Below are 17,983 nucleotides of genomic sequence, written 5' to 3'. Positions count from 1 at the left end.
TCGTCGTGTTCGACATGGACGACGTGCTGCTGCGCTACGACGTCGACGCCCGCCGCGCGGCGATGGCGGAGCTCGCCGGGCTCGGCCCCGCCGACATCGAGCGCCTCGTCTGGACCAGCGGCATCGAGGATGCCGCCGATGCCGGCCAGCTCAGCGCCGACGCATATCTGGCGGCCATCGCGGCGGCGATAGGCGTGCCGTTCGGCCGCGCGGAATGGCTGCGCACGCGCGCGCTCGCCATGGCGCTCGACCCGCCGGTGGTGGCGCTGGCGGCGCGCGTGGCGCGGCGAAGCGCGCTGGCGCTGCTCACCAATAACGGGCAGATCATGAAGGAGCATTTCGACGTGCTGGTGCCCGAGCTGCGGGCGCTGTTCGGCGCGTCGATGCACGTCGCCGCCGAGTTCGGCACCAAGAAGCCCGACCCCGCCATATATAAAGGAGTGGCGGCGCTCTACGGCGTGGCGCCGCAGGAGGCGGTGATGATCGACGACAAGGCGGTCAATGTGGAGGGTGCCCGGGCGGCGGGCATGCGCGCGCACTGCTTCCGCGGCGCGGCCGAGCTCGAGGCCTTCCTCGCCGGGCTCGCCCTGCTCTAGCGCCTCCTCATTTCCCGGGCGCCCCTTATATAAGGTGTCCGCCCCGCGCCTCTCGCGCCCCGCGCCGAAACCCGCACACCCGAATCGCGCCATGCCCGAACTGCCCGAAGTCGAAACCGTCCGGCGCGGCCTCGCCCCGGTGATGGAAGGCCGGCGGATCCTCTCCGCGCTGGCGCGCCGGCCGGATCTGCGCTGGCCGCTGCCCGAGCGCTTCGCCGAGCGCCTCGCCGGCCGGCGGGTCGCAGGGCTGGGGCGGCGGGCCAAGTACCTGCTCGCCGACCTCGAGCCCGAGGGCGCCGCCCCGGCCGAGGTGCTGGTGATGCATCTGGGCATGTCCGGCTCGTTCCGGGTCGAGGCGGGCGAGGACACGCACACGCCCGGCGCGTTCCATCTGCCGCGCGGCGCGGCCGGCCCGCACGACCATGTGGTGCTGAGCCTCGAGGGCGGCGCGGAAGTCATCTACAACGACCCGCGCCGCTTCGGCGCCATGCTGCTGGTGCCGCGCATCGCGCTCGACGAGCACCCCCTGTTCCGCGAGCTCGGCCCCGAGCCGCTCGGCAACGCCTTCGACGCCGTCCGCCTCGCCGCCGCCCTGGCCGGCCGGCGCACCTCGCTGAAGGCGGCGCTGCTCGACCAGAAGGTCGTCGCCGGGCTCGGCAACATCTATGTGTGCGAGGCGCTGCACCGCGCCGGCCTCTCGCCCGAGCGGCCCGCCGCCAGCCTCGTCACGCCCGCCGGCCGGCCCACCGCCCGCGCCCGGCGGCTCGTCGAGACCATCGGCGCGGTGCTGGAGGAGGCGATCGCGGCCGGCGGCTCGACGCTGCGCGACCACGCCCGGGTCGACGGCACGCTCGGCTATTTCCAGCACACCTTCCGCGCCTATGACCGCGAGGGCAGCGCCTGCACCATGCCCGGCTGCCATGGAACCATCGCACGGCTTGTCCAGGGCGGGCGCTCCACCTTTTACTGTGCGACGTGCCAGCGATAGCACGCCCCATTCCCCGAACGAGAGGCGCCGGCCATGGGCTATGACAACATCCAAGTCGCCACCAACGGACGCGTCGGCATCATCACGCTGCACCGGCCGAAGGCGCTGAACGCGCTGAACGAGGCGCTGATCGGCGAGCTTGGCCGGGCGCTCGACGCCTTCGAGGCCGATCGGAGCATCGGCTGCCTCGTGCTCACCGGCTCGGACCGCGCCTTCGCCGCCGGCGCCGACATCAAGGAGATGCAGGCGCTCGGCTTCCCCGCCACCTATACGGACGACTTCGTCACCTCCTGGGAACGGCTGTCGCGCTGCCGCAAGCCGGTGATCGCGGCGGTGGCGGGCTATGCGCTCGGCGGGGGGTGCGAGCTCGCCATGATGTGCGACATCATCCTCGCCGCCGACAATGCCCGCTTCGGCCAGCCGGAGATCCAGCTCGGCGTCATGCCGGGCGCGGGCGGCTCGCAGCGCCTCACCCGCGCCATCGGCAAGGCCAAGGCGATGGAGATGTGCCTCACCGGGCGCACCCTCACCGCCGAGGAGGCGGACCGCTTCGGCCTCGTCTCGCGGGTCGTGCCGCTTTCCGGGCTGATGGACGAGGCGATGAAGGTCGCCGACACCATTGCCGGCCTCTCCCTGCCCGCGGCGATGATGGCCAAGGAGAGCGTCAACCGCGCCTTCGAGACCACGCTCGCCGAGGGCATCCGCTTCGAGCGCCGCCTGTTCCAGGCGCTGTTTGCCACCGCCGACCAGAAGGAAGGCATGGACGCCTTCGTCGAGAAGCGGGCCGCCTCGTTCCGCAACGGCTAGCGGCGGGGCGCGACGGCGCCTTATCGGTTGACGGGACGGGCGCCGGCGACTATAAGCCCGCCACCCATGCGGGGCTCCTTCGGGTCCGGCCCCGCCTCGAATTTCGCAACACAATCCGGCAGGACGGCAGCCCCGTCCTTGCGACGACGAAGAGGACGGCCGATGGCCAATACGCCCTCCGCCAAAAAGGCGGCTCGCAAGATCGAGCGCCGCACGGAGATCAACAAGAACCGCCGCTCGCGCATGCGCACCTATGTGCGCAAGGTCGAGGAGGCGCTGGCCTCCGGCGACAGTGCCGCCGCCGGCGTCGCCCTCCAGGCCGCCGAGCCGGAGATCATGCGCGCCGCCCAGAAGGGCGTGCTGCACAAGAACACCGCCTCGCGCAAGGTCTCGCGCCTCGCCCAGCGGCTCGCCAAGCTCGGCGCCTGATCGCGCCGGACGGCCGGCGCCCTTACGCTGCGTCCGCGCAACCGATCGTTGCAGATCGCCTGTCAAGCAAAAGCCCGGCTCCGGCCGGGCTTTTTGCGTTGATGCCCGGCCGGCACCGAACCGTCATCGCGCTCGTTGCAGAACTGTCACATGACGTGAATTGTGCGGAAATCGCCCCCGCCCCCTTTCCGCGGCCTCTTGACTCACCGAACCTCCCGAAGCAGCCCTCCCGGGTGCCGCAAGGCGACGATGGACAGCGCGAGCCGCGCACAAAAAGTTAATACATCCTAATGGCTTACGATCCATACCCCGCCCCCTCGGAAGAATCGGCCCCGCCGGGGCCCCGCCCACCTCGCGAAACGTAAAAAGGATGCGTGGATGGGGTGTCACCGAGCCGCCAAGATTCTTGCAAGTGACTCAGAGATTTGCCGACTGACGGTCTTTTTTTCGGCCCCCTGATTCGCCGATTCGCAGCCCCCCGCCTGGACGGAATCGCACCAAGAGCGTTGCGCGGGAGGGGGCCCCTGTGTATGTTGTGGTCATCCGGTTCCGCCGGGCATCTCAGCGAAAAGTTGAGTTATTGGCTACTCCTTTTGTATCGGGGAGGGGATAGGTATGTCTTTGTTCTTATTTACATCCCCTTCCGCGTCGCGTTACTTGCGAAGTTGCTTATCGGGCCGACCGACATTGGAACAGCTCGCCGAGTGACAACTCGCAGAGTTGACTTGTAGTTGCGCAAACAACAACATGAATCTTCAATAGGGACGGCAAATATCTTGCCGCGAAGGGGCGACTATGACTACGCGGACAGGCACACGAGAGGACGCGACCTCCGAAGGCCGGCTTGCACGGCGAGCCGAAGACTTAGCCTTCCAGAACGGCCTTCCCTCTGTGTGGAACTTGCCCGCCTCTCCTTCAGACAGCCCTCCGGGCTGACCGCCCCGGGAGACCGCCGCGACAGCCCCTGACCGGGCCCGGGCGTCTCGCCGCACCGGCCACCGCGCGTTCGCGCCGTGCCGGCCCCTATTCACCCGTCGACGCCGACCGACAAAGGATCCGTGGCCCGGCTGCGCCAGCAGCAGGCAAGCCGCGCGACCCGTCGACTCGGCATCCCCCAACAACCGCCAAAAACCTGCGGAGCTGACATGTTGAAGTCCAACAGCCTTGAGCCTTCCGAGGGCGCCCCCTACCCGGGGCCCGTACCGAGTTCCGGTTCACATGCAGGTTTGGATGCAGCCCCGCGCGAAGCGTGGGAGCGGGTGCGGCGGCGGTTGCGCGCCGAGATCGGCGAAGAGGTCTATTCGAGCTGGTTCCCCCGGCTCGAGCTCGACATGATCGCCGCCGGCACGGTTCGCCTCTCGGTGCCCACGCGCTTCCTCAAGACCTGGCTGCAGCAGCACTATATCGACCGCCTCACCGCGCTCTGGCGCGAGGAGATGGGCGTCGAGCGGGTCGAGCTGATCGTGCGCTCGGCGGTGCTGCGCCCGGCGGGCGCGGCCGCCTCGGTGCGCCCGATGAACGCGTCCGGCTTCCCCGCCCCCGCCATGTCCGCCGCCCCCGCGCGGCAGGCGGCCGAGGCCGCCCGCGCCGGCGCCTCGGGCACGCCCGAGGTCGGCAGCGGCTCGCCGCTCGACCCGCGGCTGAGCTTCTCCACCTTCCGGCTCGGCGCCTCCAACCGGCTCGCCCATGCGGCGGCGCTGAAGGTCGCCGAGGCGGCGGCCGGCTCCGGTCCGGTGTTCAACCCGCTCTATCTCCATGCCGCCGTCGGGCTCGGCAAGACCCACCTGCTGCAGGCCATCGCCGCGGCGGGCTCCGAGCACGGGCGCAGCGTCGTCTACCTCACCGCCGAGCGCTTCATGTACGGCTTCGTCGCCGCGCTGAAGAGCCAGTCCTCGCTCGCCTTCAAGGAACAGCTTCGCGGCATCGACACGCTGGTGATCGACGATTTGCAGTTCCTGCAGGGCAAGAGCGTGCAGCAGGAATTCTGCCACACCCTCAACGCGCTGATGGATTCCGGCCGCCAGGTGGTGATCGCCGCCGACCGCCCGCCGGCCGAGCTCGACGCGCTCGAGGAGCGGGTGCGCTCGCGCCTCGCCGGCGGCCTGGTGGTGGAGATCTCCCCGCTCGACGACGGGCTGAAGCTCGAGATCCTCGCCGCCCGCGTCGGCGCGCTCGCCCAGCAGCATCCCGGCTTCGCCGTGCCGCCGGACGTGCTCTCCTACATCGCCCGCCATTGCGGGCAGAACGGGCGCGACCTCGACGGCGCGCTGAACCGGCTGCTGGCGCATAACCAGCTCACCTCGCGCGCGATCACGCTTGAGATGGCGGAGATGGCGGTGCGCGACCTGGTGCGGCCGAGCGAGCCCAAGCGCGTGCGGGTGGAGGACATCCTGCGCATCGTCGCCAAGCACTACAACGTCACCCGCGCCGACATCCTGTCCCAGCGCCGCACGGCGAACGTGGTCAAGCCGCGCCAGATCGCGATGTATCTGGCGAAGATGCTCACCCTGCGCTCGCTGCCCGAGATCGGGCGGCGCTTCGGCGGGCGCGACCACACCACCGTGCTGCACGCGGTGCGCAAGATCGAGGGGCTGGTGGGCAGCGACCGCGCCATGGCCGACGAGATCGAGGCGCTGAAGCGGCTGGTCAACGACGACTGACAAGCCCGGGAGGGAGATCTGGCGGCGGCCCGCCCGGGCCGCATCGCCCGGACCGCATCGCTGGGCCGCATCTCCCGGGCCGCCCTGCTCACCGGGCCGACGCAATTCCGGCCGGAAAGCGCCCGTAGAGGCGCTTTCCCCCGCTTTCCCCGCCACTTTCCCCACCATTCTGCCGCATTGCCGCGCCCCCGGCCTTGCCTTGGGGCGGTACTAGCGGCAATGTCGTCGCCCCCGGCGGCGCGCCCGCGCCGTTCACCCGGAGTGTGCGGTGGGCTGCGCCCGCCTCCCCCGCGCTCCGTCCCGTTTCTCGTACTGCCACGGGTGTCGCGGCCATGAAGGTCACTGTCGAGCGGGCCGAGCTGCTCAAATCCCTCGCCCACGTCCATCGTGTCGTCGAGCGGCGCAACACCATTCCGATCCTCGCCAACGTGCTGATGCGCACCGACGCGCGCGGCCTCGCCCTGCGTGCGACCGATCTCGACATCGAGATCGTCGAGACCATCCCGGCCGAGGTCGCCCAGGAAGGCGCCACCACCGTGCCCGCGCATACGATCTACGACATCGTGCGCAAGCTGCCCGAGGGCGCGCAGGTGCAGATCGAGACCTCCGGCGACCGCGGCACGCTCACCGTGCGCGCCGGCCGCTCGCGCTTCGCGCTGCAGACCCTGCCGGAGAACGAGTTCCCCGATCTCGCCGCCGGCGAGATGACGCACAAGTTCACCCTCGCAGCGGGCGAATTGAAGCGGCTGGTCGACAAGACCCAGTTCGCCATCTCCACCGAGGAGACGCGCTACTATCTGAACGGCATCTATCTCCACGTCGTCGACGCCGGCGGCCCGGTGCTGCGCGCGGTGGCGACCGACGGGCACCGCCTCGCCCAGGCGCAGACCGCCGCCCCCGCCGGCGCGGCCGGCATGCCGGGCGTGATCGTGCCGCGCAAGGCGGTGGCGGAGATCCAGCGCCTCGCCGAGGACGCCGACGAGGAAGTGACGGTCGAATTGTCGGCCGCCAAGATCCGGGTCTCGCTCGACCGCGTGGTGCTGACCTCGAAGCTGATCGACGGCACCTTCCCCGACTATGGTCGGGTGATCCCGCTTGGCAACGACAAGACGCTGATCGTCGACAAGGCCGACTTCGCCTCCGCCGTCGACCGCGTGTCGACCGTGGCCAGCGAGCGCGGGCGGGCGGTGAAGCTCTCCATCGCCGACGGCAAGCTCACCCTCTCGGTCACAAATCCCGATTCCGGCAGCGCGACCGAGGAGATCGAGGTCGAATATGCCGCCGAGCCGATCGATATCGGCTTCAACAGCCGCTATCTGCTCGACATCACCTCGCAGATCGAAGGCGGTACGGCGGAGCTGAAGCTCGCCGATCCGGGCTCCCCCACCCTTGTGCAGGACCCGGACAAGCGCGGCGCGCTCTATGTGCTGATGCCGATGCGCGTGTGAACCGCACCCGCATCGTCCGTCTCAGGCTCAGCGATTTCCGCAGCTACCACGCCGCCGACATCCGCGCCGGCGACGGCCCCGTGGTGCTGGTCGGCCCCAACGGGGCCGGCAAGACCAACCTGCTCGAGGCGATCTCGCTGCTGGCGCCCGGGCGCGGCCTGCGCCGTGCCGCGCTCGACCAGTTCGCCGCGCGCGGGGCGCAGGGCATGGCCGCGCCCGGCTGGGCGGTGTCCGCCGTTGTCGAGGGCGCCTATGGCGAAGTCACGCTCGGCACCGGCATCGAGGCCGGCGCGGGCGAGGTCCGCGGCCGCCGCTGCCGCATCGACGGCGAGCCGGTCGGTTCGGCCGCCGCCTTTTCCGAACATATCCGCGTGGTCTGGCTGACGCCGGAGATGGACGGGCTGTTCCTCGGCCCGCCCTCCGAGCGCCGGCGCTTCCTCGACCGGCTGGTGCTGGCGGTCGACGCCGAGCACGGCGCGCGGGTCAACGCACTGGAGCGGGCGCTGAGGTCCCGCAACCGGCTGCTGGAGGAGCCCGCCGGCGACCCGCGCTTCCTCGACGCCGTCGAGCATGAGCTCGCCGCGCTCGCGGTTGCGGTCGCCGCCGCGCGGCTGGAGACGGTGCGCCGACTCGCCGCCGGCATCGCGAAAGGGCGCCAGGAGGGGCTCGAGGGTGGGAGCGTTGAGGGCGCCGACGACGCCTCGCCCTTCCCATGGGCCACGGTGGCGCTGGACGGCGAGGTCGAGCGCGCGCTTGCCCGCGAGCCGGCGACCCAGGTCGAGGACGGCTACCGCGCCAGCCTGCGCGCGGCCCGCCCGCGCGACCGCGCCGCCGGGCGCACGCTGGAAGGCCCGCATCTCAGCGATCTTCTGGTCGGCCACGGACCCAAGGCCATTCCCGCCGCGCAGGGCTCCACCGGCGAGCAGAAGGCGCTGCTGATCGGGCTGGTGCTGGCCCATGCGCGCCTCGTCGGCGAGATGGCCGGCATGACGCCGGTGATGCTGCTGGACGACGTCGTCGCCTATCTCGACCCGGTCCGCCGGGCCGCGCTGTTCGAGGCGCTGGAGGCGCTCGGCGGGCAGGTGTGGATGACCGGCGCCGACCCTTCCGCCTTCGCCGCGCTCGGTGGGCGGGCGGAGCGTCTCGACGTCACGCCGGGCCGTATCGCGCCCGCCGGCACGGCGTGAGGCGGCAAGTCGTAACGCGGCACGGGCCGCCCTTCGCCGCATCGCAGCCATCCGCAGGCAGGGGTTGACTACACGCGCACGCGCGCGCACGTAGGAGCGATCATGCACCTCCTCGATCTCATCGTCTTCGCCGCCGCCCTGGCGCTCGCCGCCGCCTCGCCGGGGCCGAGCGTGATCGCGCTCGTCGCGCGCACGCTGGTGCGCGGGCGTGAGGGCGCGGCGCTGCTGGTGGCGGGCATCGTGCTTGGCGACATGGTGTGGCTGGCCGGCGCCGCGCTGGGCCTCGCCGCGCTGGCGGCGGCGGTCGGCTCGCTGTTCGTCCTGGTGCGCCTCGGCGCCGCGCTCTATCTCGGCTGGCTGGCGTGGAAGATGTGGACCGCGGCACCGGTCGCCATCGCCGCCGGCGAGATCCGCGAGAGCGATTCACGCGCCGGCCTGTTCCTCACCGGGCTCGGCATGACGCTCGGAAATCCCAAGGCGATGGCCTTCTACCTCGCGCTGCTGCCCAGCATCGTCGACCTCAAGCACCTCACCGCGCTCGGCTTTCTCGAGCTGTGCCTGGTCATCGCGCTGGTGCTGGCGGCCGTGTTCGGCGGCTATGTGGTGCTGGCGCACCGGGCGCGCGGCCTCGCCGCCGGCACCCGCGCGGTCCGGCTGATCAACCGCGCCTGCGGCACCGCCATGGCCGGCGCGGCCGTGCTGGTGGCCACGAAATAACCGTCTGTTTGCGCTACAAAAGATCTGTCAATTCAACCGATTCGAAGAGCTCCACCGATGGCTGACTCCGACCACGAACCGACCCCGGCCTCCAACGGGGAGGATTATGGCGCGCAGTCGATCCAGGTTCTTCGCGGCCTCGACGCGGTGCGCAAGCGCCCCGGCATGTATATCGGCGACACCGACGACGGCTCGGGCCTGCACCACATGGTCTACGAGGTGGTCGACAACGCCATCGACGAGGCGCTGGCGGGCTATGCCGACGAGGTGACCGTCACCCTCAACGCCGAAGGCTCGGTCACGGTGACCGACAATGGCCGCGGCATCCCCACCGACATCCACGCCGAGGAAGGCGTGTCGGCGGCGCAGGTCATCATGACCCAGCTCCATGCCGGCGGTAAGTTCAACCAGAACTCCTACAAGGTCTCCGGCGGCCTGCACGGCGTCGGCGTCTCGGTGGTGAACGCGCTCTCCACCTGGCTCGAGCTCACCATCTGGCGCAACGGCAACGAATACCGGATGCGCTTCGCCCATGGCGACGCGGAGAACGGACAGGACCTCGCACTGGTCGGCCCGGCCGGCCCCGGCATGCGCGGCACCAAGGTCACCTTCCTGCCCTCGCCGCAGACCTTCACCAGGATCGAGTTCGACTATCCCACGCTCGAGCACCGGCTGCGCGAGCTCGCCTTCCTCAATTCCGGCGTGCGCATCGTGCTCACCGACGAACGCTCGGCCGAGGTGAAGCGCGAGGAGCTGATGTATGAGGGCGGCGTCGAGGCCTTCGTGCAGTATCTCGACCGCTCCAAGCAGGCGGTGCTGCCCAAGCCGGTGGTGATCCGCTCGGAGCGCGACGGCATCACGGTCGAATGCGCGCTGTCATGGAACGACAGCTACCACGAGAACGTGCTCTGCTTCACCAACAACATCCCCCAGCGCGACCGCGGCACCCACTTCACCGGCTTCGCCGCCGCGCTGACGCGCCAGATCATCGGCTATGCCGACCGCTCCGGCATCGCCAAGAAGGAGAAGGTCGACCCCACCGGCGAGGACTGCCGCGAGGGGCTGACCGCGGTGCTCTCGGTCAAGGTGCCGGACCCGAAATTCTCCTCCCAGACCAAGGACAAGCTGGTCTCCTCCGAGGTGCGCCCGGTGGTCGAGGCGCTGGTCAACGACGCGCTCGGCATCTGGCTGGAGGAGAACCCGGCCGAGGCCAGGGCGGTCGTCACCAAGGTGGTCGAGGCCGCCGCCGCCCGCGAGGCCGCCCGCAAGGCGCGCGAGCTGACCCGCCGCAAGAGCCCGCTCGACGTCGCCTCCCTGCCCGGCAAGCTCGCCGACTGCCAGGAGCGCGACCCCGCCAAGTCCGAGCTGTTCATCGTCGAGGGCGACTCGGCCGGCGGCTCGGCCAAGATGGGCCGCAACCGCGCCTTCCAGGCCATCCTGCCGCTGCGCGGCAAGATCCTGAACGTGGAGCGCGCGCGCTTCGACAAGATGCTGTCCTCGGAGATGATCGGCACGCTCATCACCGCGCTCGGCACCGGCATCGGCCGCGACGACTTCAACATCGACAAGCTGCGCTACCACAAGATCATCATCATGACGGACGCCGACGTCGACGGCGCCCATATCCGCACGCTTCTGCTGACCTTCTTCTTCCGGCAGATGCCCGATCTTCTCGAGCGCGGCCACGTCTACATCGCCCAACCGCCGCTCTACAAGGTCACGCGCGGCAAGTCCGAGCAATACCTGAAGGACGAGCGCTCGCTCGAAGACTACCTCATCACCCAGGGCCTCGACGAGGCCGCGCTGCATCTCGCCTCCGGCGAGGTGCGGATCGGCGCCGACCTCCACCACGTGCTGGAGAATGCGCGTACCTTCCGCCATGTGATGAACGGCCTGCACCCGCGCTACAACCGCGCTGTGGTCGAGCAGGCGGCGATCGCCGGTGCCTTCGCGCCCGGCCTGCTCTCCGAGGAGGAGGCCGCGAGCGCCATCGCGGCCGAGGTCGCCCGGCGCCTCGACCTCATCGCCGAGGAGACCGAGCGCGGCTGGAGCGGCGTCGCCGACGCCGCCGGCTACAGCTTCTCGCGCACCGTGCGCGGCGTGCGCGAGGTCGCGGTGCTCGACGCCACCTTCGTCACCTCGCCCGAGGCGCGGCGCCTCGACAGCCTCGCCGCCGAGCTCAAGGACGTGCATCACGACCCGGCGACGCTGCGCCGCAAGGGCGGCGACACGCTGGTGTTCGGCCCGATGGACCTGTTCGACGCCGTCACTGACGCCGGCCGCAAGGGCGTGGCGCTGCAGCGCTACAAAGGCCTCGGCGAGATGAACGCCGAGCAGCTCTGGGAGACCACGCTCGACGTCAACGCCCGCTCGCTGCTGCAGGTGAAGGTGAAGGAGGTCGCCGACGCCGACGACCTGTTCAACCGCCTGATGGGCGACGTGGTCGAGCCGCGCCGCGAGTTCATCCAGGACAACGCGCTGCGCGCCAGCGTCGACGTCTGACGACCAGTTCGCGCGGGGCGCCCTGCCCCGCGCAACTCCTCGCCCTGTATGGCGAAAACCCGCGTGGCAAGAGATGGCGCGGCGCGCTTTAGAGCAGACTTCCGCTCACAACTGGAGCGCATGCCGGGCTGCACGTGCCGCTCGTATGGTCGAGCTCCAGCAGCTCCGCCTTGCCCAGCACGCCGTTGGCGAGCGCGTCGACCGAGGCGTTGATGTCCACCCTCGCGTTGCCGTCGCCCTCCACGATGGCGCCGGTCTGGGCGGAGCCGTCGATGGCGGCACTGACCTGCAGCGAGGCGTCGCCGTCAGTCGTCGTCGCCGCAGCGCCGAACGAGCCGCCGGCGGTGGTCAAATTGTTGGAGACCACATTCGCCGAGCCGCCCTCGTTCGAAGCGACAATGCGCGACTGGTCGGCGATGATGCGCCCGCCGCTCACCATGTTAACGAACCCGCCGGCGCGCCCGCTCTGCGAGACGACGCCGTTCTCGCCTGCATCGACCAGCGCGTCGGTGCCGAGATAGACGTCGGCCCCACCGCCACCGCACTCGCGCCCGGCCACCACGCCGTTGGCGCCGGAGGTCACGCCGCCGAGGATGTCGAGATCGGTGATGCCGCCGACCTCGCTGGTGCGGCGGCCAGCATGCCGCTGCCGGTAGTGCTGGAAGCGAAGGCGAGCACGCCCGCCCCGCCGCCCGCGCCCGGCACCGCCCAGCCTATTGAAACTAGGGCGCTTTCCCCGCCGCCTGTTTCCATCGCGGCGCAAACGGCTCTAGAGTGCGCGCCTCGCCTTCCTTCCGGTGTCGATCGCAGCGCAGCCATGGCCTCCTCCCCCGCTTCCACCCCTCGCGCTCCCGGTCCGCGCACCGGCGCGCGCATTCTCGTCGACGCGCTGGTCGCCAATGGCGTGGTCCGCGCCTTCGGCGTGCCCGGCGAGAGCTATCTCGACGTGCTCGACGCGCTGTCCGACACCGCGGTCGATTTCGTCACCTGCCGGCAGGAGGGCGGCGCGGCGATGATGGCGGAGGCCAGCGGCAAGCTCACCGGGCGGCCCGGCATCTGCTTCGTCACCCGCGGGCCGGGCTCCACCAATGCCAGCGCCGGTGTGCATGTCGCCCAGCAGGATTCCACGCCGATGATCCTGTTCGTCGGCCAGATCGCGCGCTCCATGCGCGGACGCGAGGCGTTCCAGGAGGTCGACTACCGCGCCGTGTTCGGCACCCTCGCCAAATGGGCGGTGGAGATCGACGACGCCGCCCGCATCCCGGAGATCGTCTCGCGCGCCTTCCGCGTCGCCATGCAGGGCCGCCCCGGCCCGGTGGTGGTGGCGCTGCCCGAGGACGTGCTGAGCGAACTCGCCGAGGTGGCGGACGCCCCAGCCGTGGAGCCGGCCGAGACCTGGCCGGGCCTCACCGACATGATGCGGCTGCAGAAGATGCTCTGGAGCGCCGAGCGGCCGGTCATGATCCTCGGCGGCGCGCGCTGGAACGCGAAGGCGGTCGCCTCCGTGGTGCGCTTCGCCGAGCGTTTCGACCTGCCGGTCTGCGCCAGCTTCCGCCGGCAGATGCTGTTCCCCGCCGACCATGACGCCTATGCCGGCGACGTCGGCCTCTCCATCAATCCGAAGCTGCTCGCCCGGCTCAGGGAGGCGGACCTCGTCATCCTCGCCGGCGGGCGGCTCGGCGAGGTGCCCTCGCAGGGCTATACCCTGTTTCCCGTGCCCGATCCCGGTGTGGCGCTGGTCCATGTCCATGCCGATGCGGACGAGCTCGGCCGCGTGTTCCAGCCCGCGCTGGCGATCAACGCCACCCCCGCCGCCTTCGCCGCGGCGCTGGAGGGCGTGCAGCCGCCCAACGCGATCGGCCGGAGCGAGTGGCGCGCCGGCGCGCGCGCCGATTATCTGGGCTGGACCGAGACGCCGCCGGCCAATCCCGGCGCGGTGCAGATGGCGACGCTGGTGCGCTATCTGCGCGCCCTGCCGCCCGACACCGCCGTGTGCAACGGCGCCGGCAACTTCGCCATCTGGGTGCACCGCTTCCACCGCTTCCGCGGCCACGGCACCCAGCTCGCCCCGACCTCGGGCTCTATGGGCTACGGCTTCCCCGCCGCCGTTGCGGCCAAGCGCCTGAACCCGGAGCGCACCGTGGTCGCGGTGTGCGGCGACGGCGATTTCCTGATGACCGGGCAGGAATTCGCCACCGCCGTGCAGCACGGCGTGCCGGTGGTGGCGGTGGTGATCGACAACGGCATGTACGGCACCATCCGCATGCATCAGGAGCGCGAATACCCGGCCCGGGTCTTCGGCACGGTGCTGAAAAACCCGGATTTCGCCGCCTATGCGCGCGCCTTCGGCGGCTTCGGCGTCACGGTGGAGGAGGACGCGCAGTTCGCCCCCGCGCTCGACGCCGCCTTCGCCAGCGGCCTGCCGTCGATCGTGCATGTGAAGCTCGACCCGGAGGCGATCACGCCGACCACCAGCCTCACCGCGCTGCGCGAGAAGGCGCTGGCCGCCCGATCCGCCGGCTGACGCCCGCCGGCCCTCCCCCCTTCCACCGCCTGCCGGATGATCCCATGCCCCTCTTCGCCCGCCGTCCCGCGCACGCCCTGCTCGGCATCGCCCTGCTCGGCCTTTGCACCGCCGCCGCGCAGGCCCGCGTCGAGGAGGGCTGGTACGTCGCCACGCGCGGCGAGGCGGTCCATCTCGTGCTCGGCGTACCGGACACGGACGAGGCCTCGCTCGACATTTCATGCCGGCCCGGCAGCGGTACGCTCGAGCTGCGCAGCTTCATCGGCTCGAGCGGGCTGACGCCCGGCGAGGCGGCGCAGATCGGCTTCGAGGGGATGCGCGTGCGCGCGGCCTTCCCCGGCAAGGCGGTTGCCAACGCGGCGAGCGGGGGCGTCGACGTGGAGGGCCACGGCCCGCTCGCCCTGTTCGAGCGCGTGGCGCGCTCGGGGCGGCCGTTCTCGCTGGTGGTGGAGGGCGCGCGCCACATCATCAGCCCGGCCGGCCTCGCCGAGCCCTACGCCAGCTTCGCGCAGGCCTGCGCCAAGGGCTGAGCGTCCTCGGGCGCCAGTCGGGCGCCTCAGCCGGGCGCCTTGTGGATCGGGTCGACCCAGTACACCTCTTCCGGCTTCTCCACCGGCTCGACATCCGTGATGTTCACCACCACCGCCTCATTGTCGGAGCGCACCAGCACGCATTCCAGCGGCTGGTCGGGATCGGCGTTGATCTCCTGGTGCGGCACGTAGGGCGGCACGAAGATGAAGTCCCCCGCTTCCGCCTCGGCGACATATTCGAGCCGGTCGCCCCAGCGCATGCGGGCGCGCCCGCGCACCACGTAGATCACGCTCTCCAGCGCGCCGTGATGGTGCACGCCGGTCTTGGCGTCGGGCTGGATCGTCACCGTGCCGGCCCAGATCTTCTGGGCCCCGACCCGGGCATGGTTGATCGCCGCCTGCCGGTACATGCCGGGCGTCTGCGCGGTGTTGTCGTCGAGCCGGTCGCCCTTGATGACGCGCACCCCGTCATGCTTCCAGCGCTCGGCATGGGCATGGTCATGGCCATGGGAATCGTGCGGGGCGTGTTCGTCCATATCGTCCTCCCGTTTTCCGGCAGGTTAGGACGCCGCACGCCCGGACGGAAGGCCGCCGGCGGGTATCGGGTCCCCGCCCGGCCGCAAGGTGCCGATCTTCCTGCGTATCATCGCGCCGTACATGACGAAGCGCGCCAGCCGGAGCTGCAGCCGGGCGTAGTTCCGCACCTGCGCCAGCCGTTCCCCAGAGGGAAAGTCGATGTGGACGTCCGAATGGTCGAGATATTCGCGCACCACCGTGCGGATGATGCTCATTTCGGTCCATGTGTCGAGGAAGCGGGAGACGAACGCCTTGCCGTTCTCGGCGATCTCCCGGCACCTTCCCTTGTTCGATAGGCACCAGTCATGGACCTCCTCGACGTTCGAGAGGTCGTGCTCGACCGGCACATAGTGCTCCCACGGCACCAGTTCGCCCTCGCAGAACCAGGTCTCGCAGGTCGGGGCCGGCATGATGACGGTCGAGTTCGAGGCCATCATCCATTTCAGCCCGGTGGCGACATCGTTTCCTTCCAGGCAGAGCAGGAATTTCGACCCCAGCTGCTCGGCGATGGTCAGGCCCCTCGCATCGTGATGCGCCCAGATCAGGTCGATCGGCACGTTGTCGATGCAGCCGTCGAGCTGGACCAGCTTGCTGTATTTCAGGTCGATATTGGCGTTCCGGTGCTTCTGGAACGCCACGTAATAGCGGGCCGAATAGTCGAGCGACTCATCGCTCCGGTTGAAGACGCCCGTCGTCGCCCCGCGCCAGACCAGCCTGTCGTCCTTCTGCTCGAACGGGCGGTCGCACTGCGAGACCCGCAGCAGGTCGTCCCAGTGACGGTTGCGGTCGAGGGGCAGCAGCACGCCCTTCGCGTCCCGGTCGGCGACGAGCCGCGATTTCACGATGGTCGGATGGGAGAAGCGCGCGCGATTGTCGGCCGCGCAGAGCGCGAAGCACGAGCGCGGCGCGACGAAGGCGAAGAAGTCCTGCGCCTGCTTGATATAGGTGCTGTAGACGATGCCGAGCCCGTTGGAGAAATAGTCGGGATAGCGGCGGTCGATGCTCTCGCGCGTCTCGCAGGCCCCGCACAGGATCGTGTCGCGCAGGTCGTCCTCATGGTCCGCATCGGGGTCGGGGCCGTGCAGGCCGGCGAGGTAGAGCTCGATGCGGCGTCGGTCGAAGTCGGTCAAGGCCATGGAGTCGCTCACCTTTCGGCGCGATGCCGACATGGGGGTTCCATGTCGGGCCTCGACGCCCTGCTGCCTGCCCTGCCCCGATCGATTGGTCCGTCTTCCGTCCGGTGGATGGCCGGCCAAGCGGCCGGCGTCGCGGTCCGCGAGCGGGCGCCATTGCCGCCCCCTCGCGCCGCGCCTCACACCACCTTCGTCATGCCGCCCCTTTCGCCAGCTCGCCCGAGAGCGCGCGGGCGATCAGCGCCCTGGTCTCGGGGATGCCGTAGGCGGCGACGAAGGTGCCGAAGCGCGGCCCCTCCTTCTCGCCCAGCAGGGTGCGGTAGAGCATCTCGAACCAGGCCCGCGAGACGCCCGGCCCGCCGGTCGGCGACTTGGCCTTGAGGTTCTGGTACTCGGGATGCTTGCGGGCGACGTCGAGGATCACGTTCTGGATCTCCGCGTCGTCCGCCGGCCCGAGCGCGGCCAGCGCCGCGTCGAGCTCGCCCAGCACCTGCGCCTCGAACGGCGTCGGCGTGTCGAACTTCCGGTAGGGCTTCACCCGGTCGATGAAGTAGCGCACCGCATAGCCCGCCAGCTTGTCGATCGTCGGGTGGGTGGCGGGCGAGGTGCCCGGCGCGTAGCGCTCGATGATGCGCCACAGCACGCCCTTGTCCTCGGCGTTGGAGGCCGAGGCGAGCTTCAGCAGCAGGCCGAAGGTCAGCGGCAGCTCTTCCACCGGCGGGTTGCCGGAATGGATGTGCCAGACCGGGTTGCCGAGCCGGTTCTTCCAATCCTGCGAGGGGTAGCGGGAGAGGAAGCCGTAATACTCGTCCACCGCCTTGGGGATGACGTCGAAGTGCAGCTTCTTGGCCGAGCGCGGCGACTGGAACATGTAGAGCGCCAGGCTCTCCGGGCTCGCATAGGTCAGCCACTCGTCGATGGTCAGCCCGTTGCCCTTGGACTTCGAGATCTTCTGGCCGATCTCGTCCAGGAACAGCTCGTAGACGAAGTGCTCGGGCGCCCGCCCGCCGAGGATCTCGCAGATCCGGTCGTAGATCGGCGCGTTGGTCTGGTGGTCCTTGCCGAACATCTCGAAATCGACGTCGAGCGCCGCCCAGCGGGCGCCGAAATCCGGCTTCCACTGCAGCTTCACCTTGCCGCCGGTGACGGGCACGGTCTTGTCGACCCCGTCCTCGTCGGTGAAGGTGATGGTGCCGGCCGAGGCGTTCACCTCCTTCAGCGGCACGTAGAGCACGCGCCCCGAGGTCGGCGAGATCGGCAGGAAGGGCGAATAGGTCGCCTGCCGCTCCTCGCCGAGCGTCGGCAGCATCACCTCCATGATGGCGTCGTACTTCTCGGCCGCCTTCAGCAGCACCGCGTCGAGCTTGCCGGAGGCGTAGTATTCGGTCGCGCTCGCGAACTCGTAGTCGAAGCCGAACGTGTCGAGGAAGCGGCGCAGCATGGCGTTGTTGTGGGCGCCGAAGCTGTCATAGCCGCCGCCGAACGGGTTCGGCACGCGGGTCAGCGGCATCTGCAGATAGGGCTTCAGCGCCGCCGGGTCGGGCACGTTGTCGGGGATCTTGCGCATCCCGTCCATGTCGTCGGAGAAGCACAGCAGCCGCGTGGGCACCTTGTCGTCGGTGAGCACGCGGAAGGCGTGGCGCACCATGGTGGTGCGCGCCACCTCGCCGAAGGTTCCAATATGGGGCAGGCCCGAGGGGCCGTAGCCGGTCTCGAACAGCACCTCGTCCTTGGGTTTCCGCTTCAGCCGCTCGATGATCTTGCGCGCTTCCTCGAACGGCCAGGCGCCGGCGGTCTCCGCTGCGCTGCGCAGTTCGGCTGCAACATCCTCGACCTGAGCGGTCGCCGTCATGATCTGGTCTCCGGGCCTTGCTTGAAGAAAGTGG

The 17,983-nt window shown here is 70.1% G+C and carries 15 protein-coding genes; 11 read left to right on the top strand and 4 right to left on the bottom strand.

The features are described from left to right. Positions 1–5 precede the first annotated feature (5 nt). The 9 genes from NVS83_RS01085 (at position 6) to gyrB (ending at position 11,334) form a co-directional block, all read left to right on the top strand. Positions 6–596 carry an HAD-IA family hydrolase gene (locus NVS83_RS01085; RefSeq protein ID WP_374115002.1) on the top strand — a complete coding sequence of 197 codons (591 nt, stop codon included), beginning with the start codon at positions 6–8 and terminating at the stop codon, positions 594–596. A gap of 91 nt (positions 597–687) precedes the next feature. After that, the gene (gene mutM, locus NVS83_RS01080) at positions 688–1,584 is read left to right on the top strand and encodes a bifunctional DNA-formamidopyrimidine glycosylase/DNA-(apurinic or apyrimidinic site) lyase (RefSeq protein ID WP_258737671.1); all 897 of its coding nucleotides are present in this window, start codon (positions 688–690) and stop codon (positions 1,582–1,584) included. Between the two features lie 33 nt (positions 1,585–1,617). Further along, a complete protein-coding gene (locus NVS83_RS01075; protein ID WP_258731235.1) occupies positions 1,618–2,391 on the top strand; it encodes an enoyl-CoA hydratase in 774 nt (257 codons plus the stop codon). 162 nt (positions 2,392–2,553) lie between these two features. Next, positions 2,554–2,820 (top strand): 30S ribosomal protein S20, encoded by a 267-nt coding sequence (gene rpsT / locus NVS83_RS01070; RefSeq protein ID WP_258731236.1) that lies wholly within the window; start codon positions 2,554–2,556, stop codon positions 2,818–2,820. Between the two features lie 1,226 nt (positions 2,821–4,046). Then, positions 4,047–5,480: a chromosomal replication initiator protein DnaA gene (dnaA, locus tag NVS83_RS01065; protein WP_258737670.1), complete on the top strand. Its 1,434-nt coding sequence runs from the start codon at positions 4,047–4,049 to the stop codon at positions 5,478–5,480. 332 nt (positions 5,481–5,812) lie between these two features. Further along, the gene (gene dnaN, locus NVS83_RS01060; protein ID WP_258737669.1) at positions 5,813–6,928 is read left to right on the top strand and encodes a DNA polymerase III subunit beta; all 1,116 of its coding nucleotides are present in this window, start codon (positions 5,813–5,815) and stop codon (positions 6,926–6,928) included. Then, on the top strand, positions 6,925–8,115 hold the full coding sequence (gene recF, locus NVS83_RS01055) for a DNA replication/repair protein RecF (RefSeq protein ID WP_258737668.1): 1,191 nt from the start codon (positions 6,925–6,927) through the stop codon (positions 8,113–8,115). Before dnaN ends, recF begins: the two co-directional genes overlap by 4 nt. 102 nt (positions 8,116–8,217) lie before the next feature. Continuing rightward, positions 8,218–8,832: a LysE family translocator gene (locus NVS83_RS01050; protein ID WP_258737667.1), complete on the top strand. Its 615-nt coding sequence runs from the start codon at positions 8,218–8,220 to the stop codon at positions 8,830–8,832. A gap of 57 nt (positions 8,833–8,889) precedes the next feature. Beyond that, entirely contained in the window at positions 8,890–11,334 is a 2,445-nt protein-coding gene (gene gyrB / locus NVS83_RS01045) for a DNA topoisomerase (ATP-hydrolyzing) subunit B (protein WP_258731241.1), read from the top strand. A gap of 88 nt (positions 11,335–11,422) precedes the next feature. Here gyrB and NVS83_RS01040 read toward each other — a convergent pair whose 3' ends face one another. After that, entirely contained in the window at positions 11,423–11,917 is a 495-nt protein-coding gene (locus NVS83_RS01040) for a hypothetical protein (protein WP_258737666.1), read from the bottom strand. A gap of 234 nt (positions 11,918–12,151) precedes the next feature. Here NVS83_RS01040 and NVS83_RS01035 point away from each other — a divergent pair, with 234 nt between their 5' ends. Beyond that, positions 12,152–13,858: a thiamine pyrophosphate-binding protein gene (locus NVS83_RS01035; protein ID WP_258737665.1), complete on the top strand. Its 1,707-nt coding sequence runs from the start codon at positions 12,152–12,154 to the stop codon at positions 13,856–13,858. 44 nt (positions 13,859–13,902) lie between these two features. Then, complete coding sequence (locus tag NVS83_RS01030) at positions 13,903–14,388, top strand: hypothetical protein (protein WP_258737664.1); 486 nt, start codon at positions 13,903–13,905, stop codon at positions 14,386–14,388. A 26-nt stretch (positions 14,389–14,414) separates the two neighbouring features. Here the strand turns inward: NVS83_RS01030 and NVS83_RS01025 are convergent, their stop codons facing one another. From NVS83_RS01025 to NVS83_RS01015, 3 genes are all read right to left on the bottom strand, one after another. Further along, positions 14,415–14,924 (bottom strand): cupin domain-containing protein, encoded by a 510-nt coding sequence (locus NVS83_RS01025; protein WP_258737663.1) that lies wholly within the window; start codon positions 14,922–14,924, stop codon positions 14,415–14,417. A gap of 24 nt (positions 14,925–14,948) precedes the next feature. Beyond that, on the bottom strand, positions 14,949–16,100 hold the full coding sequence (locus NVS83_RS01020; RefSeq protein WP_258737662.1) for a glycosyl transferase family 90: 1,152 nt from the start codon (positions 16,098–16,100) through the stop codon (positions 14,949–14,951). A gap of 190 nt (positions 16,101–16,290) precedes the next feature. Next, on the bottom strand, positions 16,291–17,949 hold the full coding sequence (locus tag NVS83_RS01015) for a lysine--tRNA ligase (protein WP_258737661.1): 1,659 nt from the start codon (positions 17,947–17,949) through the stop codon (positions 16,291–16,293). Positions 17,950–17,983: the final 34 nt, after the last annotated feature.

This window comes from Ancylobacter mangrovi (assembly GCF_024752335.1).
GTDB classification, from domain to species: domain Bacteria; phylum Pseudomonadota; class Alphaproteobacteria; order Rhizobiales; family Xanthobacteraceae; genus Ancylobacter; species Ancylobacter mangrovi.
Note: the sequence above shows the minus strand (reverse complement) of the source record. Positions and strands in the feature narration are given on the sequence as shown.